Source organism: Phenylobacterium kunshanense, from assembly GCF_003254525.1.
GTDB classification, from domain to species: domain Bacteria; phylum Pseudomonadota; class Alphaproteobacteria; order Caulobacterales; family Caulobacteraceae; genus Phenylobacterium; species Phenylobacterium kunshanense.
The window spans coordinates 302,871-327,037 of sequence record NZ_QFYS01000001.1; the positions used below are offsets into that span (position 1 = coordinate 302,871).

The 24,167-nt window shown below is 68.3% G+C and carries 22 protein-coding genes; 14 read left to right on the forward strand and 8 right to left on the reverse strand.

Annotated elements, in window-relative coordinates; all coding sequences use genetic code 11:
• Positions 1–3: 3 nt before the first annotated feature.
• The 4 genes from DJ019_RS01435 to DJ019_RS01450 all read left to right on the forward strand — a co-directional run bounded on the left by DJ019_RS01435 (position 4) and on the right by DJ019_RS01450 (position 5,973).
• On the forward strand, positions 4–1,239 hold the full coding sequence (locus tag DJ019_RS01435) for a tyrosine-type recombinase/integrase (protein ID WP_165843849.1): 1,236 nt from the start codon (positions 4–6) through the stop codon (positions 1,237–1,239).
• Positions 1,240–1,632: 393 nt separating this feature from the next.
• Positions 1,633–2,091 carry a MerR family transcriptional regulator gene (locus DJ019_RS01440; RefSeq protein WP_111274199.1) on the forward strand — a complete coding sequence of 153 codons (459 nt, stop codon included), beginning with the start codon at positions 1,633–1,635 and terminating at the stop codon, positions 2,089–2,091.
• Positions 1,976–5,293: an N-6 DNA methylase gene (locus tag DJ019_RS01445; RefSeq protein ID WP_205854059.1), complete on the forward strand. Its 3,318-nt coding sequence runs from the start codon at positions 1,976–1,978 to the stop codon at positions 5,291–5,293. The genes DJ019_RS01440 and DJ019_RS01445 overlap by 116 nt, the downstream gene beginning before the upstream one ends.
• A 92-nt stretch (positions 5,294–5,385) precedes the next feature.
• Positions 5,386–5,973 (forward strand): hypothetical protein, encoded by a 588-nt coding sequence (locus DJ019_RS01450; RefSeq protein ID WP_133255210.1) that lies wholly within the window; start codon positions 5,386–5,388, stop codon positions 5,971–5,973.
• A 116-nt stretch (positions 5,974–6,089) separates the two neighbouring features.
• Here DJ019_RS01450 and DJ019_RS01455 read toward each other — a convergent pair whose 3' ends face one another.
• From DJ019_RS01455 to DJ019_RS21610, 3 genes are all read right to left on the reverse strand, one after another.
• Positions 6,090–10,052 carry a hypothetical protein gene (locus tag DJ019_RS01455; protein ID WP_111274202.1) on the reverse strand — a complete coding sequence of 1,321 codons (3,963 nt, stop codon included), beginning with the start codon at positions 10,050–10,052 and terminating at the stop codon, positions 6,090–6,092.
• A 100-nt stretch (positions 10,053–10,152) separates the two neighbouring features.
• Positions 10,153–11,496, reverse strand: a complete 1,344-nt coding sequence (locus DJ019_RS01460) for a hypothetical protein (protein ID WP_133255211.1) — start codon at positions 11,494–11,496, stop codon at positions 10,153–10,155.
• Between the two features lie 376 nt (positions 11,497–11,872).
• A complete protein-coding gene (locus tag DJ019_RS21610) occupies positions 11,873–12,109 on the reverse strand; it encodes a DUF2188 domain-containing protein (protein WP_111274204.1) in 237 nt (78 codons plus the stop codon).
• Positions 12,110–12,545: 436 nt separating this feature from the next.
• On the opposite strand from DJ019_RS21610, the gene DJ019_RS21485 reads away from it, so the two are divergent.
• From DJ019_RS21485 to DJ019_RS01505, 8 genes are all read left to right on the forward strand, one after another.
• Positions 12,546–12,671, forward strand: coding sequence for a hypothetical protein (locus DJ019_RS21485; protein ID WP_276309956.1), 126 nt, complete (start codon positions 12,546–12,548; stop codon positions 12,669–12,671).
• 126 nt (positions 12,672–12,797) lie between these two features.
• Positions 12,798–13,463: a JAB domain-containing protein gene (locus DJ019_RS01475; protein WP_111274206.1), complete on the forward strand. Its 666-nt coding sequence runs from the start codon at positions 12,798–12,800 to the stop codon at positions 13,461–13,463.
• On the forward strand, positions 13,460–14,344 hold the full coding sequence (locus DJ019_RS01480) for a DUF7146 domain-containing protein (protein ID WP_240606338.1): 885 nt from the start codon (positions 13,460–13,462) through the stop codon (positions 14,342–14,344). The genes DJ019_RS01475 and DJ019_RS01480 overlap by 4 nt, the downstream gene beginning before the upstream one ends.
• A 61-nt stretch (positions 14,345–14,405) precedes the next feature.
• Positions 14,406–14,813: a DUF2958 domain-containing protein gene (locus DJ019_RS01485; RefSeq protein ID WP_240606339.1), complete on the forward strand. Its 408-nt coding sequence runs from the start codon at positions 14,406–14,408 to the stop codon at positions 14,811–14,813.
• Between the two features lie 151 nt (positions 14,814–14,964).
• Positions 14,965–16,746 carry a ParB/RepB/Spo0J family partition protein gene (locus DJ019_RS21490; protein WP_111274207.1) on the forward strand — a complete coding sequence of 594 codons (1,782 nt, stop codon included), beginning with the start codon at positions 14,965–14,967 and terminating at the stop codon, positions 16,744–16,746.
• Positions 16,747–16,873: 127 nt separating this feature from the next.
• The gene (locus DJ019_RS01495) at positions 16,874–17,374 is read left to right on the forward strand and encodes a GcrA family cell cycle regulator (RefSeq protein ID WP_111274208.1); all 501 of its coding nucleotides are present in this window, start codon (positions 16,874–16,876) and stop codon (positions 17,372–17,374) included.
• Between the two features lie 167 nt (positions 17,375–17,541).
• Positions 17,542–18,504: a DUF2493 domain-containing protein gene (locus tag DJ019_RS01500; protein ID WP_111274209.1), complete on the forward strand. Its 963-nt coding sequence runs from the start codon at positions 17,542–17,544 to the stop codon at positions 18,502–18,504.
• 46 nt (positions 18,505–18,550) lie between these two features.
• On the forward strand, positions 18,551–19,948 hold the full coding sequence (locus DJ019_RS01505) for a recombinase family protein (RefSeq protein WP_111274210.1): 1,398 nt from the start codon (positions 18,551–18,553) through the stop codon (positions 19,946–19,948).
• A gap of 7 nt (positions 19,949–19,955) precedes the next feature.
• Here the strand turns inward: DJ019_RS01505 and DJ019_RS01510 are convergent, their stop codons facing one another.
• Positions 19,956–20,258, reverse strand: coding sequence for a helix-turn-helix domain-containing protein (locus DJ019_RS01510; protein WP_205854061.1), 303 nt, complete (start codon positions 20,256–20,258; stop codon positions 19,956–19,958).
• 266 nt (positions 20,259–20,524) lie between these two features.
• Here DJ019_RS01510 and DJ019_RS01515 point away from each other — a divergent pair, with 266 nt between their 5' ends.
• Positions 20,525–21,037, forward strand: a complete 513-nt coding sequence (locus DJ019_RS01515; protein WP_111274211.1) for a hypothetical protein — start codon at positions 20,525–20,527, stop codon at positions 21,035–21,037.
• A gap of 155 nt (positions 21,038–21,192) precedes the next feature.
• Complete coding sequence (locus DJ019_RS01520; protein ID WP_205854062.1) at positions 21,193–22,047, forward strand: Kiwa anti-phage protein KwaB-like domain-containing protein; 855 nt, start codon at positions 21,193–21,195, stop codon at positions 22,045–22,047.
• Between the two features lie 225 nt (positions 22,048–22,272).
• Here the strand turns inward: DJ019_RS01520 and DJ019_RS01525 are convergent, their stop codons facing one another.
• From DJ019_RS01525 to DJ019_RS01540, 4 genes are all read right to left on the reverse strand, one after another.
• Complete coding sequence (locus DJ019_RS01525; RefSeq protein ID WP_111274213.1) at positions 22,273–22,653, reverse strand: helix-turn-helix domain-containing protein; 381 nt, start codon at positions 22,651–22,653, stop codon at positions 22,273–22,275.
• Between the two features lie 72 nt (positions 22,654–22,725).
• Positions 22,726–23,190: a hypothetical protein gene (locus tag DJ019_RS01530; protein WP_111274214.1), complete on the reverse strand. Its 465-nt coding sequence runs from the start codon at positions 23,188–23,190 to the stop codon at positions 22,726–22,728.
• Positions 23,191–23,206: 16 nt separating this feature from the next.
• Positions 23,207–23,632, reverse strand: coding sequence for a hypothetical protein (locus tag DJ019_RS01535; RefSeq protein ID WP_133255213.1), 426 nt, complete (start codon positions 23,630–23,632; stop codon positions 23,207–23,209).
• A gap of 28 nt (positions 23,633–23,660) precedes the next feature.
• On the reverse strand, positions 23,661–24,065 hold the full coding sequence (locus DJ019_RS01540; protein WP_111274216.1) for a hypothetical protein: 405 nt from the start codon (positions 24,063–24,065) through the stop codon (positions 23,661–23,663).
• Between the last annotated feature and the right edge of the window lie 102 nt (positions 24,066–24,167).

The window sequence follows — 24,167 nt, forward strand, 5'->3', positions numbered from 1 at the left end:
GTCATGGTCTACCGCCGCGGCGACACCAAGCAGCAGGTCTACCAGGCCCGCCTGAAGGTGCCCGGGGTCAGCGGCTACGTCATCCGCTCCCTCAAGACCCGCGATCTCCCCACGGCGCTCAACCAGGCCGAAGACCTCTTCTACGAACTCCGCGCCGAGCAGAAGCTCGGCATGGACGTGCGCGTCTCCGGAAACCTGAAATTCAAGGAGCTGTGGAAGCGCTTCTACGCGGCCCACGAAACCGGGCTGTCGGTCCACCGCCAGCGGCTGCACCGGTTCATGGCGGAGAAGTACTTCAACCCGTACTTCGGCGAAGCCCGCGTCAACGACATGCCGGACGCCTTCGTCGAGCGGTACTGGGACTGGCGCATCAACTACCACAATCCCGAGCGGTGGGAGGGCGACGAGGAGATCCCGGCCAACGCCGTCAAGGTCCCCGCGCAGAAGACCCTCGACATGGAAGCCGGCATGCTCCGGCAGATCTTCCGCTGGGGTAAGCGGATCGGCTTCGTCAAGCGCGAGCCCTGGGTCAAGGCCACTAAGGTGAAGCACACCAAGGGCGTGGAGCGCCGGCCGACCTTTGACGAGGCCGAGTGGAAGACGATCTACACCTTCCTGCGGGACTGGGTGAAAGAGGACATGGTCTCGGCGGCCGGGGAGGGCGGCGGTCGGCTGCACCGTTCCGGCCCCACCGCCATGCACCGCTATCAGCGCGAGCTGCTGCGCGACTATCTTCTGTTCATGGCGAACTCGGGCCTTCGCCCCAACGAGGCCCGCCAACTCTGCTGGCGGGACCTGCGGATCGAGAAGGACGCCGAGAACAAGCCGGCGCTGGTCGTGGAGGTGGCGCCGACAACGAAGACGGGCGCCCGCACCGTCGTTTGCCGCGAAGGCACACAGACGTATCTGGACCGGCTCAAGAAGCTCTCGCGGCACAGCGCGCCCGACGACCTCGTGTTCTGCGGGTATGACGGCAAGCCCGTGGAGAACTTCAACAAGACCTTCGCCAGCGTCCTGTCGCGGCTGAAGCTCCTGGACGACCGCTGGGGCAAGCGGCGAACGGTCTATAGCCTGCGCCACTTCTATTGCACGCAGTGCCTGCTTTCCGGCATTCCCGTCCATGTCCTGGCCAAGAACATGGGCACCTCGATCACCTACATCGAGAAGCACTACAGCCACGTGCTCACCGTGATGCAGGCGAAGGAATTGCGGACCAAGAAGTTCAAGGCCAAGGCGTAGCTCGTTTCGCCAATAGGCGAGGGGGCGTCAGATGACGCCTCGTTCTCGCCGCCATGAAGATGGCGGCTGTCATGCGCCGCCCGTAGGGGCGGTGCGGATTGGGCAGGGAGGCCCGCTTGTGAACCAATTGCGCGCGCATCACTCGGCGCGGCAGCAGTGGGACGTGACGAAGGCGAAGACCTGACTCGTTGCTGACTGTCTGTGGGTCCGCTTTGAGGCCCGGCCGCGAGGACTTTGCCCACCGTACAGCTCGCGCGAGCTGAGCCGCCTGCGCACTTGTCAGATGTCGGCATCGGAGGCGAAGGTCGTTTCACCAGCTCCAGAACAAACCAGGTCCTAATCCGGGGTTCGCAACGGATTGTCCCGTGCGCCATACCCTATTAGGCTCGCGCCGTGCGCTACACTCAGGGACAGATTCGCGAACTGCTCTCCGTTCCGGTGGAGACCTTCCGGGCGTGGCGATCAGCCTTGCCCGCGCTGGCTCGTCACAAGGGCCACGGGCCGACGTTCACCCCCGGCGATCTCGTGGCTGTCGCGCTCGTGTCGGAACTCGTGCAGGTGTTCGGAGTGCGGATCGGGTCGGTGGCAAACCGCCTCAATCCGCCGCTTGAGGCCTGTCATGGATTGTCCTGGCCAGTTCTGGAGGAGTGCTGGCTCGTTCTCGACGCCGAAGGCGGCCGACTGGTCCAGGCCGACGAGGTAGCGCTGCGCCCTGCAGGGCGGGGTTCTTTCGTCATTGGCTGCGCGTCGATCGTTGAGCGCCTGCGCAGCGGGCTGGCCGCGGCGGAGGTCGAGGTGGCCCAAGGGTCGCTGCCATTCCCGCCGGCCGTCATCTCCGCGGCTGGGGGCTGAGATGAATCCCCCCGAAAATTCGGCCGCACGGACCAGGGACATGACGCCGCTTGCCGCCCAGGTGCTCGCCGCAACCGGCTACCTGGATTCCGATGGGACGCCGACGGAAGGCTTGGTGCTGCCGGAGGGGGCCGATCGCTCTGCCGCCGACGGAACGCGTATCGCGCCCCTTATGTCGACGGAGGATGGCGGCCTTGCCGCCGACGCCGTCTTCAAGGTGGGAACCGCCCCGATCATCGTCTTCAAGTCGACCGACCGCCTCGACGGAGACGAGGTTCAGTGGCACCGGCTGGCGTGGAACGCTGGCGTCGCGCCGCTCTTATGGGTGACGACGCCGCAGTATGTGCGAATCTACAACGCCTATCAGCCGCCCGCCGACTATGGCGGCGAATCGCCTGTCCTCGGGACCTTTGGCCTGGAAGACGATGTCGACGCGGTGCTCCGAAGCATCCGTGACATCTGCGGTCGCCGCCACGTGGCGATGGGTGGCTTCTGGCGATCTGCCTTCGCGCGGCCCGTGGACCGGCGCAATCGGGTCGACAACGTCCTCCTCCGTGAACTCACAGCGCTGTTACGCAAGCTGGTGGCCAAGGGCCTCAGCGCCGGCCTGGCCCAGAAGCTCGTCGGGCGCTGCATCTTCTTCCAGTACTTGGCGCACCGCGGCTACGTGGCGCCTGTCGAGTTGGAGCAGCGCTTCGGGCGGCCAGATCTGCATGCGATCCTGGAGGATCTCGACAGCACCTACCGACTCTTCCGCTGGATCCGCACGACCTTCAACGGCGACCTCTTCCCGATCGAGAACGAAGCCGCCGAGCGTGAACAACTCGGCGGGACGGCCGCTCCGCTGGAGCCGCTCAACGCCTTCTTCGGCCACTTCAATGTTTCGGACGCCCAGGGCCAGCTGTTCCCGTTCCGCTTCGAGGCGATCCCGGTCGAGCTGATCAGCTCGATCTACGAGAAGTTCGTGCACATGGCGGAGACCGACGACGCTCCCAAGCGGGGCGTTCACTACACACCGATCAACCTCGTGGATCTCGTCCTCGACCCGGTGTTCGAGGGCTTGTCCTCCGATGCGCGGGTGCTCGACCCGGCGTGCGGCTCGGGCGTCTTCCTCGTCGAGAGCTTGCGGCGCCTGGTCTGGCTTCGCTCCCGAAGCGGTCCGCTGACGCGCCAGGCGGTCCGGGACATCCTGATGGGTCAAATCCGGGGCATCGACATCAGCCCCGCGGCGTTGTCGGTGGCGGCCTTCAGCCTGTATCTCGCCTTGCTTGAGCTGGACCCGGACCCGCCCCGCGGCATCGACGCCCTCGACTGCTTGAGGTTCGAGCCGCTTGAAAATCAGGTGCTGTTCGCGACCAGCACCTTCGATCCGCGATTGGCAGAGCGCCTGGCAGGTTCGGGCGTCGACGCGCGTTTCGACGTTATCGTTGGCAATCCGCCATGGACGCATGACCCCAAGGCCAAGGCCTTGGACCGGGCGCTTGTGAAGGCGAGCCGGGATGCGACGGCGGCGGATGACGCTCCCGCTGCCGAGGAGGAGGATGAGAGCCGTCGCTCCGGCGTGACCTATGCGCGCAAGGCGGGCTTGACGCTTCCACAGCGGTCCAACGATTGGGCCTTCCTCTGGCGCTGTCGGGACTTCGCAGGTCCCGCCACGCGCATCGCGCTCGTCATGAAGGCTACGCCGTTCTTCAGCCTCGAGCGCGCTGCCGCCACCCGTGACCGGCTGTTGCGCGCGTTTCCCGACATTAGCCTCGTAAACCTCGCCCAGCTGCGGTTGTCGCGCCTCTTCCAGGAGTATGAAGGCGACCGAGGTGACGCCAAGGCGGCGGCCGGCCCGGCGCTTCTGTTCTTCTCGAACGTGCTGGCCGGCAATCCGGGCGCGATCACGGTGATCAACATGCCGTGGACCTCGGTCTTCCAGAGCACAGGGATTTTCGAACTTCCGGCCGATCCGCCGACGACGATGGCGGTAGATCTCCTCGCCAAACACCCGTCGCTGTTGAAGGCGGCGGCCTATGGCGAGGAGCGGGACGTCTGGCTTCTGCAGCGGTTCAGACGCAGCAAGCGGATGGCCTGTTTCGCGGACCTCGTGCGAAGCATGGGAGTCATAGCAGGGCAAGGCTGGCAGCCGGGGACGAAGTATCCCGCGTCGCACCTGCGCGGACTACCTGTCCTGACGGCCAAAACGTTCCAGGCGCTGCGCATCGCGGCCCCTTTGCCGCCGTTCAACGCGGATCGCGCTAACCGCGCCTACGCCCTTGATCGCTACAAGGGTCCGCTGGTTATGCTTCCAGAGGGTGGGCTGACCCACGCCCTCGAGCGCGGCCGCTACACCGCCGCCTTCGACACGCGGACGATTGCCTACAACGAGTCCTTCATTGGCGTATCGTTCAAGACCGCGCGGGCCGCGCGGGCCTTCAATGCGGTGATGAACAGCGCGATCGTCGCCTACCAACTCGCGTTCACCGGCTGCACGCTGGGCATCAAGCAGACGAAGGTCGAGCGAGTCGATCTGGACGAAGTCTGGTTGCCGCGTCTCGATCTGCTGAGCGAGTCGCAGATCGATCGCCTGGTGACGTTGGAAGGTGAGCTAGCGGAGGCCCACGGCCCGGGGCTCGACCTCATGATCCCGTCCTTGCTCCAGGAGCTCGACGCGCTGGTGTATGACGCTTGCGGCCTCGACGCGGCGGAACGCGCGATCCTGGACGATGCGGTCCGCCGCGCCCGTGCGGTGATGTTCGAAACGGCCAATGACCGCGGCCCGATGGATGCTGCGCCCACGGCCGAGGACGTCCAGGCCTACGCGAAAAACCTCTGCGCCGCCCTGAACGCCTACGCCGACGCGCCGGGAGATCTAGTCCTGATCCCGGACTGCTACGCGCCGGCGGCGAACGACATGATCGTCATGCGTTTCAGGCTCACGGCCGACGCTCGTCCCCAACCGGCTGAATTGAGCCTCGCCGCGGACACAGCCGCCGTCACCCCCTACGAACTTTCCGAGCAGATGGGCGGTCCCGATCTGCCGTACCTGCGGCCCTTGCAGAGCCTCAGGCTCTATGTCGGCGACATCCTGATCATCGCCAAGCCGGCGCGCTTCCGGTGCTTTACCGCCGCCGCGGCTTGGTCGGACGGAGACCGGGTTCTCGCCGACCTGATGCAGCCGAACGAGACCGTGCTGGTAGGTGGCGCGGCGGCGTGAGCGTTCTCGGAGACTTCGCGGATCAGCGTCCCAGCGTCCTCGCGGGGGCGCCGGCGTTTCATCAGGTTCGCCCGCAGGTGCTTCGGCGGGTTTTGAGCACGCTTGATGATGCGATCGGCGAGACGGTTCGGCTGCTGGGTGACGTGCCTCAGATCGAGCCGCGCTTCACCCGCCAGCTCGCCGCGTGCTTCGAAGACGCCCGTGACGCCGTGGGCGGCGTCCGTTACCACATCGACCATCAGGCCGAACTCCCGGTCGTCGACGCCAGCGGCCGCGTGATCGCTCATCGCCGCCTCGACATCAGGCTCCTCTTCACTCAGCAGGTCGGTCGGCGCGGCGACTACCTGGGCATCGAGTGCAAATATACCGATGCGTCTGACCGGCGGACGGACGACGACTACGTCGGCGAGGGTGTCGACCGAATCGTCTCAGGCGCCTACGCGGCTGGTCACCCGTTCGCGATCATGGTCGGGCTTGAGCGCGTCGGTCCACTCGCACGCACCATCGCCAACATTGATGCTCGGCTCCAGGCGCGATACGGGTCAGATCAAGGTCTGCGCGCGGCGTCGCTCTGGCGGCTCCCGATGGTCCGCGAAAGCGAGCACCCCCAGGCTGGCGGGCCACATCGCATCGTCCTCGTCCACGGGTTCTGGCCGGTCACGTCGGCCGCCACCGCCTAGGCTGGCAGGGCTCCGGCGGGTGCGCCAGGCTGGTCGGCTGCACCGGCTCAGGCCTTCTCACTTCCTCAGCGCCCCGCCCCCGGATCCAGGACAAAGGTGCGCCGGAGGCCGGTGGTTCAAGGCGTGAGATACTTGAGGACGGCCGCGCAGGCCCGAGCGGAACCCAGGTCGGAGAGCATCGCGTCGTCGGGATGCGGCCCCTTTCCCGTAAGGGCCCACTTCACTGCGGGATGACCCTTGGGCAGCAAGGCCGCGAGCGCCTTTGGGAGGTCGGTCGCACGGTCCTTGGCGGCGCAAATCATGAGGAGGATGAAGACCCGGCGCTCGGGGTGCGGCGCCAGCCGCTCGGCCGCGGCGCGAACTGCCGAGGGGTCGGCTCGCCACGCGACGATGATTGCGAGCGTCGCGGCGATGACATCCGCACGGCTGGTGAGGAGCTCGGGCGCAATGCTCTCGATGATCGAGCCGGCGAGGTGGTCGCTGGCGCCCAGCAAAGCTGACGCCGCCGCGCGTCGGACGTGCGCCCGGCCGGGCGTGATCGCCTGCTCCAGCAAGCGGGCCTGCGCCTTTGTGCCGCCATGCTCGGCCAGAAGATCGAAAATGGCCCCAAGCAAGGTAAGGTCGGACGTCTCAAGCGCGAGACTGTACAGCGCGCGTTCTGCCTCGGACGATAGCGGAAGCAGCTTTGCGATGGCCGTGACCGCTGCCTGTGCGATGGGAAAGTGGTCGTCCTCGCCGTAGTAGCGGGCGCTGGCGGACCAGGTGTCCTCGGCGAGCTTGAGCAGGGTGGGCAGGTGCTCCGCGTGGGGCTTGGCCAGGAGGAGCGCCGTCAGCGCCTTCCGGACCGGGCTGCCGGTGTCGGCGGCCTTTGCCAAAAGGCGCTCCGGCAAGGGCGCGGCAAGGGACTCTCCGACGAAGGTGAGCGCGGCGGCGCTCACGTCGGCGAACCGATGGTTGATGGCCTGGTCCACAGTTGCGGCCATGCCCTTCCGGATCGCGGCCTGAAGCGCCTCGACGGCGACGTCGGCGTCGTCGGTATGCGCCAGCAGTGCGTGAATGTCGTCCTCGACGCTCATTGGATAGTGGGCGTCCACCTGCAGGCGGAAGCGGCGGATGTCCTCGGCGTTGACCCGCAGAGTGGCGAGAACAGCGACCGTGTCGGCATTGAGCTTTGGCTTCCGCTCCTCGGCCAACGCCACCGCGGCGTCGCCGAGGTTCCGGAACACGCGCGGCAGATGGAGACGCGCCGCCTCGGCCGCCGCGGCGTGGCGCTCGCCATCCAACGCGCGGCGTCGTCCCAGGACGGCCAAGTCCAGGGCGATTTCGAGCAGACGCGCGGTCATGCCCTTGGCGACCAGCTGGTCGACAAGTCCGGCAAATTCGGCGGGCGCACGTTCCAACAGGCAAGCTAGCGCAGCCTGCCGCACGTCCGGGTCGAGGTCGAATGAGAGAAGGCGCGTTCTGAGTGGGTCGAGGTGAATGGCCCGCCAATGACGGCACAGGACGTACCACAGCAGATGTTCGTCGACGGTGCCGTAGCCGGCCGCGAAGGCGCCTTCGAGTTCCTCATCGTCGGGCGTTCCTCGCTCCACCTCGCGCAAGAGTTCGCCGAACCATTCCGCTCGCAGCCGGTCGCGGTGCCGGTGCTGCGCCAGCACGCGCCATCCCACTGTGGTCCGGGTCTTCTGGGCATAGGCCTTCAGGAATTGTTGGGCGGTGTACCCCTCGTCGTTGTCAGCGAGATGCTCGGCGTAGTCCTCGCTATAGACGCCGTTGACGACGTCGAGCCGCGTCTTGGCCGCCGCGGCGAGATCGGCGGCGCTCGGCGTCAAGACCTCGATGGCCCGGTCGATGACGTGCTCGAACCCTTCGCGGTCCCGCAGCGCGCCCGCCGCGATCACGTGATCGGTCGATAGGACGCCATACCTTACGGCTGTCTCAGCTGCGGCGAGGAAGGCTGGCGTCAAGCCGGGCGCAAGTCGCTCAAGCTTGGTAACGAGGGAAGTGGGATAGGAGACGCGCGCTTGGGGCAGGACCTCGCGCACGTATCGATCGAGCATCGGCTTGGTGGCCGGATCCTGCCGAATGCGCTCGCGCCAGGCCTCGTCCTTCCGGGGCTCGCCCCAACGCATGAGGCCGCCGAACGATCGGTCCGGGCGATGGCGCAGGTAGCGAGCGAGCTCCGCCACCGCGCTGTCGGCGGAGCCTGATGCGGCGGCGGTTTCGAGGAGCGCTTCGAAGTCCTTGCCATGGACGGCGGCGACTTGTTGCGCCAGCCATGCGTCGATCCTGCCGGCCGCGGTCGGCGCGAGGGTCGGACTAAGATCGGGCTTGTGGGCGGCCGCCGCGAGAAGCCGCGCCGCCACTCCGGCCCCCCACGCTTGGCCAGGTCCGTCGGGAGACACGAGAATGTCGACCACGCGCCGCAGGGTCTGGCGCACGAGGGGGGCATGGCGCGCAAGCGCCTGTTCAATCCCGGCCTCGACCCGGGGATGATAGTAGGCGACGGAGTCGTCGACCTGCCTGAGGTTGCGCGCGGCGACGAAGAACTCGATGAGCGGGGAAATTCCCCGGCTCATGTTGGGGTCGCGGTCCGCGAGCATGTCTTCGAGCGTGCGGACGAGCCGGCCGGTGACCTTGTCAACCGCCTTGAGTAACCCCCAGATGACGGCGGCGGCGCGGACGTCGTCGCGTTGCTCGATCTGCTCACGCACCGTCAGCTCGATCGAGTCCTGGTGGGCCCTCCGGATCGCCTCCGCGACGAAGCCCGGGGGGTTTTGGAGCGACTTGCGGTCGATCGTCGGCAAGGCGTCGAAGAACTTCTGTATCTCCAGGGGCGTCGCAAGTTGGGAAAGCACGTCCGCCTGGCTGTTGGCGGCGAGCAGTTGCAGGTCGCGGGGCAGGCCAGGAACGCGGGAGGTGTAGAGGCGTGCACGCTCCCGCTTCCCATAGTGCTCGGCCTCGAGGGGGATGATGAAGGCCTTCACACTGTCGAGCGCGCCGGCTTCGCGCGCCACGTCCAGACGCGATGTGGCGACGACCATGCGATCCGGGCGGGCCTTGCTCAGAATCTGCGCCAGCTGGTCATTCCAAGGCCGGCTGGCCGGGTCGAAATCGAAGCGACCCCAAGGATCTTCGACGTCGTACAGGACCGGCCCCTCGGTCTGATCGTCCCGCAACTGGTGCGGTCCGAGCTTGATCGGTACCCGCTTCAGCCCCGGGATCTGGTCCCGGAGCTCTTCAAACAGCTTGCGGGTGGCGAGCGTCTTGCCGGTGCCCGATTGCCCAACAATCAGGGCTGCACTGCGGTCTCCCATGGCGGTGCTGAGATCGGCCCAGTTGGTGGGGTAGACGTAGTGGTCGAGTTCGGGGGAGCTGGCGATATACCCCTCGTGCGCACGAATAACCGCCTCGATCTCCTCGCGGCGCCATCGTCCCGATCCGCCTTGAAGGATCCGAATGCGGGCCTCCTCCCTCAGCGCTGCGCGACACTCTCGCCAACGGGCGAAGGGCACCCGGAAGCTTTGGACGAGGAGGCGCTCGATGTCGGTGGCGACGCGTTCCTCGTCCTGTCCGCCGATGATCGCGACCCGACCCGCGGATCCAGGGGGCAAGGCGTTGACGAGGCTCGTCGGCATGCGGTCGGCCTTGGGCCAGACGCCCGCGCGGCGCACACCCAAGCCTCGGGTGCCACCGTTCAGGCCCACACTCGTCACCAGGAGGTAGCGCACCCCCGTTGCTTTGAGCCGTTCCGCTGCGGACAGGCGGCTTTCGCTGCCATGCTCGAGCAGGCGTTTTACGCCGGGCGCGGTCCACGCGTCCCCTGTGCGCAGCTTGACCTGGACGACCAGCGTGTAGTCGCCCATCGACGCATGGCTCGCGACGCGGCCCGGCTCGTGCTCCAGGAGCTGCGCTTCGACGTCCTCTTCCGTCGCGGGCTCCAGCACAAGCTCATGCGCGAGCTTGCCGGCCAGGACCACGTCGAGGGCGAGCCAGACCGACACGTCGATCTGATAGTCGTAGCCAGCAAGCGACGCGCCTCCCGAGCCTCGCTCCGCTGAATCGTCCTCTAACGCCATTGCGCCTCCTGGTGCGCTCACGTCTAGGTCGATCAAGCGGCGCGCTCAACCTGGCGGGCGGGAAGCTTCAAGCGATGCCGCGCGCATCGTGTCACCGCCTTCAGGGGGTGGCGCGAAGCGGTCCGATGCCTGCGAGGAGCAGCTTGGCCAGCAGATCATCACGCGGCTCGCGGCTGACCTGCGCCAGATCGACGAGCGCGGCTACGACGCGACGGGCGAGCTTGCGCGCCGTGAGGCGGGCGGCGCTCGGGATGTCCCCCATAATCCGGCCGTGAACATACTGGCTGCGGAGCTCGAAGAGCGTCTCATAGTCCCTGCCGGCGCGGACGTCGTCTAGGAGCGCGGTGATGCGCGCGGCGACGCGGGTCTTTGCGCCCGGATTGTCTGATCGGCTGAATTTCAACCGCCCCTTCGCGTCATAATCCTCCGGCGTGCCCAGGCTGGCCTCCAGGGTCATCACATGTGCGAGGAACTCGTCGATGGGCTCACCGAAGAAGGCGCGTACGAAGAAGTGGGCGATGGGCGGGCCGAACGCCGGATGGCTGAGGGCGGTTTGGTGACGGGACCAGGCCGCTGCATCGAGTTGCGCCGCCATGGGCTCGACCGTCTCCGCTAGGTCGATGACATAGGGACGCAACTCGGTGACGGTCTCGAGGCCGTCGTCATACGTGAAGTCCACTTCGGTGAGCGCATCGACGTCGGGACGGGCGGGCAGCCGGCCGAACAGATCGTCTTCGACGGTGTAGATCCACGGCACCCGGAACACGCGCCACTCCGGATTGTGGTGCGTATCGTGCTCTTCCCAGGGGAGCAGCAGCAGCGCCAGGAGGGCGTCGTCCACGGCTTGGGGACGGGCCTGCGCGTGCGGGACGATCCGTCCGAAGTCCTGGTTGAAGTTGATGGAGAGTTCCGGCAGCGCGCGGCGCTGCAGGTCGGGCGAAGTCACCGGTGAGGTCTCGTGAACCACCAGCCATTGCAAGGCCGAGAGGCGTTCGAGGTCGAGGCCGCCGGTGCGGCCGCGCGGCCCCGCCGGCCCCTGAAACAGGTCGGCCAACTCCGTCTTCGAGAACTGCCCCGCCCGGGCCGATCCAAAGCTGATCGTTGGGAAGCGGTCGGCCATGTCGAGGGGGCAGAGATGGGTCCGCGTGACTTCGGTTTGGCGGAAGGCAGCATTGAGCCGCCCAGCCGCCTCCTCTGCCGACATTGGGCTTTGCCCGGCGACAGGGTCGGTCGCCGGACAGGCAAGCGCCCGCATTGCCCGCGCTAGCGCGAAGTCCAGGGTCGAGGCTGAGCCGCTGTCAGGGAAGAGCCTCTCGCACGTCGCCCGCACGTGTCGAAAGGAAGGCGCGCGATAAAGGTCCGCGCGAATGGGCGAAGCCGCCCAGAGATCGCCGAGGGCGGCGCAAAGCTCCGGGGGCGGGTCATGTGGCTCGATGGTCGGCATCGTCGCTCTTCTCCTCGAAGGGTTCATACCGATTCTAGTGCCGGGCCGTGATGGCAGCTCCGCCGCCAGCCTCATTGTGAGCTAGGACCTTGGAAACATTGAAGGGCGCGACGCTGGCCCCCACGCCGGTGGCCCGGCGCATCGGGTGTCTTGCAGGCCGACTCGCTGAGGCCCAGCGCCGCGGTGAGGTCGGCCGTGCCGTGGCTGACCGCGCCTGGCGCGATCGGCTTGTCGTTGGAGTGAGGCGAGGAGAACAGATGGTCGCTGGCGCTTTGTGCCGAACTTTGTGAAGCTTGGAGCACCCGACGAGTTCCAAGGTCCGCCTCCGGCAGCTAGCCAACTTCCGCAACTGGCGCCGAGCGGTCTTGTCGGCGCTTTAGCCTGGCGAGCCCTTGGGGTCTTTGGATCGGGGGTAGGTGCGCTCTTCTTGAATGGTGTTGTCGACTTTGCGGATCCGCACTGACCCGCCGGTTGGACCCACGGCACCGCGCAAGTCTTTGAGAGCCTCGGACTTGGTGTCGAAGACCCGCTTTGCGCGGTCAGAGCCTTCCCTCTCGAGGCGCCACTTCTCGCTCTTGGAGTCCTTGTGCAGAGTGTATTTGTCGACAGCCATTTCGGTTTTCCCAGTCTATTGTTCCGACGCTTAGCTTTGGCCACGCCGCCCGAATAAGATCTCAGACACTCTCCCGCCATCGATTTGGAACCGCCTTCCGATGTCGCGCTGAGGGAGATCGGGATGCTCGCGGGCGAACTCGTGGACTCGCGCGGCCAATTCAATGTCCACCGCGCGAGACCGCACAGAGGCCCGCCGTCCGTGGTACTGACGCTTAGTCTCCTCCGCTAGGGAGGAGAGTTCCTGAATCCCGTGTTCAAGCGCGAGTTCATGAAGCCTCGCGCGGATCTCAGGCATCGTTCGGCTCATCGAAACTTTCTCGATTTGTTCATGCTCCAATCGAGATAGGCGCCAATGGCGCAGCTTCAAGTACGTTCGACGAACAAAGTTCTGGGCTCGCAGGCGATCCTGAGATCCGCTTCCGGGCACGGTCGCGTTGTTCGACACCGTGACGAAGAAGTCGTTCTCCCGCACGCACAAGAACACGGCCGAAGCCGCGCACTTCCTGATCCGGTGGCAGGAAGAGCAGCTCGTCGCGCAGAAGAGCAAGAAGGCGGCCTGAGGCTTCGGTCCGGCGTCTGAGGCCGGTTGAGTCCGGCCAGGGTGGCGGGGGCCGCGTTGCCTGGGAGGCGAAGCGAGGGCGCGTCCGGGCGGTCCCGATGTGGGGCCGTCACCGGGAGCGCCCGACATGTCCTGCCTTCTGCCCGTCGTTCCGGGCGCCGCCACGACGCCCGAGCTTTCTCAGAGGTTGTCCGCGTCCGGTCCCGAAGGCTTGGACGACGCCGAGGCGCTGCAGCTGGCGAGCGGGGCCTCGCCGGGGCAGATCCGGGCGCTGATCGACGAGTTCGGCTCCCTCCCGCAGGTGCTGGCGGCGTCGCCGGCGGCGCTGTGCCGGTTCGTGCGGCCCGCGGCGGCGGCTCGCCTGGCGCTGGCGCGGGACCTCGCGCAACGGCTGCTGCGGGCGCCGCTCCGCGAGCGGCCCGTGCTCAGCAGCTGGTCGGCGCTGACGGACTATCTCCGGGCCGGCCTGGCCGGCCGGTCGCGCGAGCGGTTCCACGTCCTCTACCTCGACAAGAGGAACCGGCTGATCCGCGACGAGATCGAGGGCGATGGCACGGTGGATCACGCGCCGGTCTATCCGCGGGAGATCCTGCGTCGGGCGCTCGAGCTCGACGCGAGCGCGCTGATCCTGGCCCATAACCACCCGGCCGGGGATCCGACGCCGTCGAGCGCCGACGTCGAGATGACCCGACAGGTGGTCGAGGCGGCGGGGGCGCTGCGGATCAGCGTGCACGACCACGTCGTGGTCGGCGGCGAAGGTGTCGCGAGCTTCCGCGCCCTGGGCCTGCTGTGAGCCGCGGTGGACTGGCGGCGATCGTGCGGGCGCTGGGCGGCGACCTCTACGCGGATGGCGGCCGCGCCAACGTGCCGGGACCGGGTCACAGCGCCGCCGACCGGTCGGTGTCGCTGATGCTGAGCGACGGCCGGGTGATCGCCCACAGCTTCGCGGGCGACGGCTGGCGCGCCGTGCTCGACGACCTTTTCGAACGCGGCCTGGTCGACCGCGACGGTCGTCTCGTTGACGCGGGCGTCGCGTCCGCCACGTCGGGCCCGTCGGCGCGGGCGCGCCGGGCGATCGCGCAGGATTTGTGGGCAGAGGGCCGCCCAATCACAGGGACCCTGTCGGAGATCCATCTGCGGCGCCGCGGCGTGGCGAGCGCTTCGCCGACGCTCCGGCATCATCCGGGCGTGCCCGCGGCCGTCTATGCGGCGCGGGGGCTCCGGCGACCCGCGCTGCTGGCGGCGATCACGGCGCCCGCGGGTGAGATCACTGGGCTTGAGGTGACGTACCTCGCGCCGAATGGCGGGCGGGCCCGCATGAGCCTGGCGCGGAAGACCATCGGGGTGCGGGCGTCGGGCTCCGCCGTCCGGCTCGACCCGCCGGCCCCGCGGATGCTGGTGGGGGAGGGGATTGCCACCTGCCTGAGCGCGGCGGCCCGCTTCGGCCTGCCGGCCTGGGCGCTGCTGTCGACCGGAAATCTGCGCGCCTGGCGGCCGCCGCCGGGGGTCGAGTTCGTGTTGATCGCGGCGGATCGCGGGCGGGACGGCGAGCGATCGGCTCTTGTCCTGGCGGCCGCGCTGCGGGCGATGGGCGTGCGGGGGGCGGTCCGCTGGCCGCCGGCGCCGTTCGGGGACTGGAACGAGGCCTGGGTGGCGAGCCGGGAGGGGAAGTGAGGCTCGGGCGGGCGGGCGCGGCGGACGGGTGGTCCGGGCCGCCGGCCCGGAGCGCCTGCCCATGACCCCGATGATGACCTCCGACACCGGCCTGGTCCTGATCCCGGACGACCTGCGCCCGACCCTGATCGCCAACGGTTTGCGTGACGGCGACCCCGTCCCGGTCCTGAAGCTGTTCAATCCCGTCGGGCCCGGGACCTGGCTAATCACCGAGCTCGGCGACGACGGCGACACCCTGTTCGGGCTCTGCGACCTCGACATGGGCTTCCCGGAGCTAGGCTCCGTCAGCCTGTCGGAGATCACCTCGGTGAAGCTGCCGCTGGGCCTGACCATTGAGCGCGACGTAAGCTTCCAGGGCCGGGTGCCGATCTCGCGGTGGACGGAGATCGCCCGGCAGACCGGCTCGATCCGCGCCGCCGAGGCCGTGGTCCGCGCGCTGCCCGCGATCAACGGAGCCGCCACGTCCTGACATCGAATTCGCCGGGCGTGTCCCGGCGATCCGTGGTCCGGCGCCGCCGGCCGCGAGCCGCGCCATCCCGGCGCAAGAGCCCTCGCCGTTGTCCCGCCGAAGCGTGGGTGGCGAGGGCCGACTCACACCCCTGACCCCCAGGAGTCCGACCATGAGACTGGCCTTTGCCGATCCCCGCAACCTGCGCCTTTCGCCGCTCAACATGCACCATGGGCGCCCCGACCCGGACGTCTCCGACATCCTGCCCTCGGTGCGCCAGCGTGGCGTCCTCCTCGCCCTGCTGGTCCTGGAGACCATGGCCGACGGCGAGGTGGTCCCGGATCACTTCGATGTGGTCGCCGGCCGGCGGCGCTGGACGGCGGCGCTCGCGGCCCTCGCCGAGGGCGTCGAGCTCGACCCGGTGCCGATCGCCATTCTCGAGCCCGGCGACGACGCCGCGGCGATCGAGGCCTCGCTGATCGAGAACCTCAATCGACTGCCGCCGGACGAGGTGGCGTGCTGGGAGACCTTCGCGCGCCTGACCAAGGCCGGCCGCACGGTCGAGGCGATCGCCGCCACCTTCGGGATGTCCGAAGCGGTAGTGAAGCGGACCCTGGCCCTGGGGGCGCTGCTGCCGCGGATCCGCGCCCTCTACCGCAAGGAGGCGATCGACGTGGCGACGGTGCGGTGCCTAACCCTGGCGAGCAAGGCGCAGCAGAAGGCATGGCTGGCGCTGTTCGACGGTCCGGAACAGCGGGCCCCGACGGGGTCGCAACTCAAGGCCTGGCTGTTCGGCGGGGCCTCGATCCCGACCAAACACGCCCTGTTCGCGCTGGACGACTACCCCGGCCAGGTGGTCGCCGACCTGTTCGGCGAGGACAGCTACTTCGCCGATCCGGACCTCTTCTGGACCCACCAGAACGCCGCCATCGCCGCCCACGTCGAGGCGCTGCAGGCGGCGGGGTGGAGCGAGGTGGTCGTGCTGGACGTGAGCGACCGCTTCGCCACCTGGACGCACGAGCAGGTCGGCAAGCGGGCCGGTGGCAAGGTGTTCATCGAGGTGAGCGGACGAGGCGAGGTCACCGTGCACGAGGGCTGGCTCACGACCAAGGAGACCCGCAAGGTCCGCGCCGCCGCCGAGAAGGCGGCGCGGGGCGAGGCCGGGGTGACCCCGCCGGCCGTGGTGCGGGCGGAGGTGACCAACGCCCAGGAGACCTACATCGACCTGCACAGGCTGGCGGCCGTGCGTGTGGCGCTGACCGAGGCGCCGGGAGTGGCGCTCCGCCTCCTGGTGGCGCACGCGCTGGGCGGGTCCACGCACTGGCGCGTGGAGGCGGACGGGCGGCACGGCGACGCCGCGCTCTCGGCCAGCCTCACCGCCAACACCGCCACCGCCGCGTTCGCCGAGCGCCGGCGGGCCGTGGCCCGGAGCCTGGGTCTCGATCCGGACCGGCGCGCTCTCGTGGGGCAGCGCCCGGAAGGCGGGGTCAGCGGCGCCTTCGCGCGGCTGCTGGAGATGCCGGACGACGAGGTGCTGGGCGTTGCGGCGGTGGTGATGGCCGAGACCCTGGCGGCCGGCAGCGCCGAGGTGGAGGCCGCCGGCGCTTGGCTCAAGGTCGAGATCGGCCGCTTCTGGTCTCCGGACGAGGCCTTCTTCAACCTGATCCGTGACCGTGAAGCGGTCAACGCCATGCTGCGGGAGGTGGGCGGCAAGCGGGTCGCGGACGGCAACCTCACCGAGCGGGTGAAGACCCAGAAGGCGATTATCCGCGACCACCTGGAGGGCGCCAACGACCGGCCGAAGGTCGAAGCCTGGACGCCGCGCTGGATGGCCTTCCCACCCACGGCCTACACCAAGCGGCCGTTCGCGCCGGCGGCGCGGGCCAGGTCGGTGGCGCCGCTGCTGCGGCGGGTGCGGCCGCCCGCTGATCCCACGGCGATCGCCGCCGAGTAGCCACGGCCAAGACGGCGAGGCCCCCGCGCCCGCGCGGGGGCTTTTGTCGTGCTGGCGTGCGGGAGGCGGAGGCAGGGCCGCCGCGGGTGAGCCGGCCCGCGGTGGGCTGGCGGTGGAGTGCCCTCCCATGACTCCTTCCTCTTGCGCCGCCGGATCGTCCGGCGGCTGGACCGACGACGCCGTCGAGACCCTGGTCCGGCTGTGGCGTCAGGGCGACCTCAGCGCCGCGATGATCGGCCGCCGGCTCGGCGTCACCCGCAACGCCGTCCTCGGCAAGATTCATCGGCTAGGGCTGTCGCAGCCCCGGCGTCCGCGACCGCCCGCGATCGCGCCGCCACCCAGGCCGGCGAAGCCCAGGCCGGTCGCATCGGCTCGCCGGGCGTCTGCCTCGGCGCCGGTTCGGATGTCGCCGCAGCCGACCGCCGAGATCGCTCAGGGTCTGGTGGCGCGTCTGGAGGACCTGCCGACACAAGCCTGCCATTGGCCGCTCGGCGATCCGCAGGCGGCGGACTTCGCGTTCTGCGGCCGGCGGGCCGAGACGAGGCCGTACTGCCCGGCGCACGCGGGCATGGCCTACCGTGGTCGGGGCGTCGACGTGGCGGAGCTGGCGCGGCTGCTGCGGCGCTGAGCGGGGCTCTCAGGGACCGCCGAAGCAGACGGTCGCGACGGAGCGCCACCGCGGCCCGCCGCCGGCAAGGGTGCGCTCGCGCCGCCTGACGGCGCCCTGGCCTGCGCCGGCTCCGCGGCGGCCGGAGGTCGCGAGCTTCGGCTCGTGACCCTTTGAGGAGCCCCCCCATGCGCACCGCACCTTCCTTCTTCAACACCGCCGACCTCGACGGTTTCGACGCCCGGACCGCCGCCCTGCAGGATCCCAGGCCACATCCCACCGAGCCGCAGCTCGTCCAGCTCGGCCGCAGCCTGATGACCGAGGTCCTGGACGTGGTCCTGGCGGGCGCGCTCGAGGATCACGCATCCACGATCTGCGAGACCCTGATCGGCGGACTGCACGCCGGCGTGCAGCGGCTGGAGCGCGACGCGGACCGCGAGCGCGAGGCGCTGGCCAACCTGCTGCACGACTTCGACGGCTCGGAAGTGGCCGACGTCGACCTGCAGGAGGCCAAGACGCGGGCCGACGCCCTGGACGTGGCGGCAGCTGCGCTGGAGTTCGTGCGCGATGCCGCGGCCGAGACCTACGGCTCGGCGACCGGCGAGGTCTGGAGCCCGTGGCGCGGGAGCGTGCGGGGTGGCGCGACGAGTGCGGCGCAGATCGATGCGCAGTCGGCGCTGCGGTCGCGGGAGGCCCGGCGGCGTTCGCAGACCGATCCGGGCGACGCCGTGGTGGCGTTCCGGGCGTCGCCGCGGAGCGACGCGCCGGAAGACGCGCGGCGGATCTTCGACGCCCTCAACTGGGCGCGGGCCGAGTGGCCCGACATGAGCCTGGCGCTGACCGACGCCAAGGGCGGCGAGCGGCTGGCCAAGCGCTGGGCGCAGCAGAAGGGCGTGCGTCTGGTGCTCGCGAAGCCCGACTTCGCCCGCTTCGGGCGCGCAGCGCCGTTCCGCGCCAACGACCAGATGTTGGCGCTGTCGCCCGTGTGTGTGCTGGTCTTGCCTGAGAGCCTCGGCCGGGCCGCCGCGGCGGGCGCGCCGCCGTTCGGACCGGCCATGAACCTCGCGGACGAGGCACGCCGCCGGGGCGTGCGGTGCGTGCGCATCGCACCTCGCTCCCAAGCTGATAGGCTAGATCCCTGGTTGGGCTGACAGGCCCTTGGGAAGGGCTCAGCCTCGCCTGACGAGAGGCTTTCGGATGCGAGTTGCTCAGTACGTCCGCATGTCCACGGACCATCAGGACTGCTCGATCGCCTACCAAGTGGCGCACAACGCATCTGCGGCGGTTGAGATGGGGTGCGAGATCGTCGAAACCTTTGCGGATGAGGGTATCTCCGGCCTGGAGCTGGAACCCCGCGAGGGACTGCGGAACCTGATCGAGCGCGTCACTGATGGCTCGGCGCGCTTCTCATCCATCCTCGTCTATGACGTCAGCCGCTGGGGCCGCTTTCAGAACCCGGACGAGGGCGCCTACTACGAGTTCCTCTGCGCGCGCGCCGGCATTCCCGTCATCTACACATCCGATCGGGCGCTGAACGACGGCAGCCTGACCGCGACCCTGCTTAAGTCGATCAAGCGGGTAATGGCGGCGGAATACAGCCGGGAACTCTCGGGGCGTCAGACCGCGTCGAAGCGCTCGCTTTGCCATCGCGGTCTCTGGGCCGGGGGACCCGCGCCGTTTGGCTACGTCCGCCAACTCGTCGGCCGGAACGGCATGCTGGGGCCGCGGCTGTCCTACGGCGAGCGGGTCATCATGCCGGGCTTCCACACCGTGCTCGTCCCCGGCGACGCCTCCGAGATCGAGACGGTGCGTCACATCTATCGCCTCTGTTCGCGAGGCCGCGGCGTCAATGCCATCACCCGCAAGCTGAACGCCGAAGGCCGGTTCTTCCGCTATCGGAAGTATTGGTACCCAGGCGCGGTCAGATGCATCCTCCGGAACGAGATCTACATCGGAACCCTTGTTCACGGCCGACAGAGGAAGCTGCTCGGGCGCACCCTGAAAGGGCCGGCCGCCCAGCAGGTTCGGATCGAGGGTTTCGTCGACCCGCTGATCAGCAAGGCGCTGTTTGCCCGCGCCCAAAGGCAGATGAGGGCGCGAACCACGACGAGCTTCCGCGGCGACCAGGCGCAGCTCCTAACGCAGCTCGCGTCCGTGCTCGCGCGTCATGGCCATCTCAGCGCGAAGATCATCGATGCAGACGCCGACTGTCCCTGCAGCACGACCTACAAACGCGCGTTCGGAACCCTGGCCGAGGCCTACCGTCGCGTTGGCTTCGTTCCCTCGGAGCATGGGCAGATGCTGGTCGAACGGATGCTGCACTGCCGTGAGGTGGCGCAGCAGCACCGGAATAAGTTGAGTGAGGCGAGGCTGCTGAACGATCTCCGGGGTCTGCTCGCGCGTGAGGGACGGATCAGCTGGGAGCTGGTTCGGGGGTCGTCTGAAATGGCAGCGCCATCCACCTACCTGAGACACTTCGGCGGGGCCGCGCGGATCTACGAGCTTCTGGGATATGCCCCTGACCGCAGACAGGCCGCGGGCATACGCCAGCAGGACAAGCGTGTACGAGTGGGCGCGTCCAGGAGCGTCCACTGAGCCTTCGCTAGGGTTCCAGGCGGCGGCCCTTTGGGGCGGCGCCGCCGCCCCACTTGGGGCGGGGATCAGGCGCGGCGAACGGCGGTTTGGCTCGGCCCGACGCCCGCTTCCACCAGCGACCAGGGATGGCAGCCCAGCGCCCCGGCGATCCGCCGAAGCCATGCACCGTCAGCTCGCGCTTGCCTAGTTCCAGGTGGCTGAGCTGCTGGTTGGTCGTCCCGATCCGCTCGGCCAGCGCCTGCAGCGTCAGCCCCGCGGCCTCGCGCTGTTCACGGATGCGGTTCGGGGGAGGAGCGGGGTGAGCATACAAGGTACCTGAAGGGGGAGTGGGACCATCGCCCTGGAGGTGGTCGCCGTTCAAGCCTTCCGTGGGCATGGACGAGTCGTGACTCAGTGCTGCCCCGCGAAAGTCCGCTGATCGGCAGATCAGTGGTGGGCCTTATCGAGGACACATAAGACGTCCCGCGTCCGCTAGACTAGTCTGAGCGATGGTCGGGCAGGTCGGTCGGGTGAGTGTGCGTCCGATTTTGTCGTAGATCGCTTGCCTAATATGCGCCGTAGATGGCGAGAGGGCCGATGTCGGGCTGGTTCCGAGTTCTGTTTCTATTCAGCTCGTTTGGCCCGCTCTACGGGGTGTTGTGCGTCGGTCTGGCGGTCCAGAAGCACTTCGCGCCTGCGGCGTTCGCAGGAGCAGCCGCGATCGCTTCGATCTACGTGTTTCTCTATCTACGATCCGGCTTCAAAGACAGCCAGCCATTTCAAGATTCAGCGGAAGTACAAGCTCAACTCGACGAGAACATACTGAGCTACTTAGTGGCCTACCTGCCGCCGCTACTCATAGATGATTTTCAGAATTTGGCGAAGGTCGCCCCCGCAGCTGGCTTCTACGTATTGGTCCTCGCCTTGATGCTCAGAACGGACACCTTGTACGTGAATCCGTTTTTCATCCTCCTCGGGTATCGCATCTATCGCGTGAAGCTCATCTCAGGCCGAACAGTGACCATAATCACCAAGAAGCTTGAGATAGTTGGTAGCGAGAAGCTCAACCTATACGAGGTCCAGCCGTCCCGCCTATATTTCGCTGACTGAACACGGCGGGAGGGCGAATGCCACTGCTAGACGATGGATATGCGGCGCTCGCCGATTTGCGCAGAGCGATCAACGCCGGGGACGGCTTGGCCTGTCACGTGTTTCTCAACGCGCGACCATCCCGAGAGCGGAGGGAGCCCTGGCATCGGATCAGCATGGACATCGCGCTCACGGAACGTCTGGCCGACGCCGCCCGCCAATCGCTTTCGGAGATCGAGGCGCGCGCAACAGATGCCGATGCTCTAGCCGAGTTCGATTTCGACGCCATGGTGGAAGGAAGCATTGGCGTCCTGAACGTGCGTGAAACGCCAGGTTTGGCGGAATGGCTCGAGGCGCTCCCCCGGCCCGACTGGCCGGTTGTGTTCGATGGCAGCGAGGAAACGCTGGGGCGGTCACGATTCTATGCCTTTCGGCTGGCCCTACCTGACGGCCGCACTGTCCGGGCCTTTCGGGGCAAGGCTGGCCTGGAAATCGCCGCGCGCAAGCGAAACGCAGTTTCCGCCGCGTTCCGGCGGGACACCCTGCAGATGGTACCCATCGAGGGCGCGGTGATCACCTTCGATCAGACCGTGGACTTCTTTGAATGGGATGGCCTGGTGTTCGTGCTCAACATCCGCACGTTTGAGTCCGTCACGAACATCCGCGAGGTCACGATCCGCAAAGCGGTTCAGGCTGTTGATGCGCTGGCTGCGCGGTTCGATCTTGGCGATGTGGATGCGCTGAAGACCCATGTCGAGCAGCGGACCCGCCTAGGAAAGCGGCTTGCGGCAGCGCACAAGCACGGGCTGGTGGGGGACATCAACGCGCCGGAGGTGACGAACCTCATTGCGGCGCGGGGCCTTAGGTTCACCTGTGTGGCGGACGATGGTGGTGTCAGGTTTGGCCTCGATCACGCCGATCCCCGGTCCGTCGAGGACTTCGTCGATCTTGTGAGTGACGTCTTTCTCGTTTCACCGACGACGAGAAGGGACTGGGAAGCACTGGCAAAGCGTCCGCCGCGCCGTCGGTAGATAGCAGCGGTGCTCATCATGCCGTTGGGTGATCAGGGTGCCCTGTCCGTTTTCGGCATTCGGGAGAGCGCGACAGATCGTAGCGCAGGCCGGCGCTCGTCCAGCGCGAGATCAGAGACGTCACCGCAACACCCCCTGGTCCAGATCAGGGCGACTTCCCAGCGATTACCCGGGGATGGCCTCGCTCGCGCAACGCGGTCAGCAAGCCGCGCGGCCGCGCTGTGCTTAGCGCGGCGTCGGGAGCGTTCCGAGGAACCCCACCAGCGCCGACTGCTGCGCGCGCGGCAGCCGGCCGTAGGTCTTCAGCAGCTCCAGCGCGCCGGGCGCGCCCAGCAGGTCGGCGAGTTCGTCGGTGAGGCCGCTCGCGGCGGCGTCGGTCCCGAAGAGCTCGGACACCGAGACCTGCAGGAAGGCGGCGATCTCCGCCAGCTTCGAGGCGCTGACCCGGTTGGCGCCGCGCTCGTACTTCTGGATCTGCTGGAAGGTGAGGCCGACCGCCTCGGCGAGCGCCTGCTGGCTGACCCCGCGCGCCTTGCGGGTCAGACGGATGCGGGCGCCGACGGCCATGTCGACGGGGTGGCGTTGGGATTCGGGCTTCAGGGGCATGGTCTCATATCGGATTGTGCGCACGGCGGACGCAAGGGTCCGGCCAGCGGCGTGGCGGTTGTTGGGCGGGGTTCACCAGAGGGCCTTGAGGTCGCGGACGGCGGTGTGGAGCAGGCCGTAGATGACCGGGAAGTCCTGCACGAACAGCTCGGCCATCACGACCTCGAACTTCAGCAGCACGCCGTCGCGCGTGGTCGCCGTGGACAGGGGCAGGCTGGGGGCGAGCGCCTCGCGTTCGGCGTGCAGCTGGTCGAGCCGGGCGTCGATCGCCCGTAGGGGCGCGGCCGGCGGTCCCGCCATCAGGGCGTCGCCCGGTCGTGGAGGGCCCTGGAGCCGCATCAGCTCGGCCTCGATGTCACCCCAGCGTTCCAGGAGCCGCATCGTCTCGGCCTTGTTCGCCAGCCAGGTCCGGCAGAGGGCGACGGTGTCCGCGTCGGCCCGAGCGGGGAGGACGGGCGGCGCAAGCCCGGCGGCGGGGGCGGCGAGCAGGGCCCGGCGCGACAGGCGGGGCGGGCGGGGGTGAGGATCGTCGGTCATCTCGCGTCCTCCAGCGTCAGCCATGGCGGTCACGGACGAGCGTGAGATAGGCCTCGGCCGCGGCCAGGGCGCATCGCGGGTCCGGCAGGGGCCAGGTGAGGAGCGCCGGGTAGCGGAAGGCCTGGGCGTGGTGCGGTCGGCTGAGCTGGCGGATGACGCCGCCGACCGCTCTGGCGCCGTGGACCTCGAAGCCGGCGTCCGACAGCGTCACGCGCCAGGCCCAGTCGAGGTCGTGGCCCAGCCACATCAGGCGCTCGTCGTCCCAGCCCGTGCGCGCGGCGACACTCTTCAGGGCGAGCTCCATCCCGTGGCCCAGGAGGCCGTAGAAGGGCAGCCGCACCTGTTCGAAATCGGGCGCAGCCAGGACGCCACGCGCCGCCGAGATATAGGCTTCGCCCAGCCTGAGGTAGCGGGCCGCCCGCATGTTGGTTTGTGGCGTCATCGCCGGTCTCGCGTCATGGGGCCGCCGCTCAACGCGGGGTGTAGATGCGCCAGGGGCCGGCGCAGTGTTGGCGGAGGAACTCGCCCACATGATCCAGGGCGACCAGCTCGTCGTCGTCGCCATTGTTTTTCATGAGCCAGCGGAGGTAGCCGAACTTGGCCCGGATCGCCGGTTCGTCGGTCGACGGCGTGAGCAGGATCAGCCGGTCCAGGTCGTCCACGCGCCGGAAGAGCTGGTCCCGGGGTCCCTCCGGGTCTTCCGGCAGGCTCCAGGCCAGGTCCATGGCGGCGTAGGCCTCGGCGACCCAGCGATCGAAGGGGTGGAGCCGAGCGCTGACATTCGGAGCGGGCAGGAGAGGTGCGGCCGTGACGCCGGCGAGAACGCCGCGACGGTTCAGGTTGAAAGGCGCTTTCCTGGACTCGCGCGTCATCATACGTCTCCTCTACCTGGACCGCGCAGCGCGGGCCCCGGGATGTGAGGCTGATAGTCGGTACGTTGAGCGCATTAATGATGTCATTGAGCGCGGAAGTCAACG

Coding starts and splice junctions, on each gene's coding strand:
- DJ019_RS01485 (WP_240606339.1), top strand. CDS start 14,406: ATGACCCCGATGATGACCTCCGACACCGGCCTGGTCCTGATCCCGGAC.
- DJ019_RS01505 (WP_111274210.1), top strand. CDS start 18,551: ATGCGAGTTGCTCAGTACGTCCGCATGTCCACGGACCATCAGGACTGC.
- DJ019_RS21490 (WP_111274207.1), top strand. CDS start 14,965: ATGAGACTGGCCTTTGCCGATCCCCGCAACCTGCGCCTTTCGCCGCTC.
- DJ019_RS01540 (WP_111274216.1), bottom strand. CDS start 24,065: ATGATGACGCGCGAGTCCAGGAAAGCGCCTTTCAACCTGAACCGTCGC.
- DJ019_RS01520 (WP_205854062.1), top strand. CDS start 21,193: ATGGACATCGCGCTCACGGAACGTCTGGCCGACGCCGCCCGCCAATCG.
- DJ019_RS01455 (WP_111274202.1), bottom strand. CDS start 10,052: ATGGCGTTAGAGGACGATTCAGCGGAGCGAGGCTCGGGAGGCGCGTCG.
- DJ019_RS21610 (WP_111274204.1), bottom strand. CDS start 12,109: ATGGCTGTCGACAAATACACTCTGCACAAGGACTCCAAGAGCGAGAAG.
- DJ019_RS01535 (WP_133255213.1), bottom strand. CDS start 23,632: ATGACGCCACAAACCAACATGCGGGCGGCCCGCTACCTCAGGCTGGGC.
- DJ019_RS01515 (WP_111274211.1), top strand. CDS start 20,525: ATGTCGGGCTGGTTCCGAGTTCTGTTTCTATTCAGCTCGTTTGGCCCG.
- DJ019_RS01435 (WP_165843849.1), top strand. CDS start 4: ATGGTCTACCGCCGCGGCGACACCAAGCAGCAGGTCTACCAGGCCCGC.
- DJ019_RS01460 (WP_133255211.1), bottom strand. CDS start 11,496: ATGCCGACCATCGAGCCACATGACCCGCCCCCGGAGCTTTGCGCCGCC.
- DJ019_RS01475 (WP_111274206.1), top strand. CDS start 12,798: ATGTCCTGCCTTCTGCCCGTCGTTCCGGGCGCCGCCACGACGCCCGAG.
- DJ019_RS01530 (WP_111274214.1), bottom strand. CDS start 23,190: ATGACCGACGATCCTCACCCCCGCCCGCCCCGCCTGTCGCGCCGGGCC.
- DJ019_RS01525 (WP_111274213.1), bottom strand. CDS start 22,653: ATGCCCCTGAAGCCCGAATCCCAACGCCACCCCGTCGACATGGCCGTC.
- DJ019_RS01500 (WP_111274209.1), top strand. CDS start 17,542: ATGCGCACCGCACCTTCCTTCTTCAACACCGCCGACCTCGACGGTTTC.
- DJ019_RS01495 (WP_111274208.1), top strand. CDS start 16,874: ATGACTCCTTCCTCTTGCGCCGCCGGATCGTCCGGCGGCTGGACCGAC.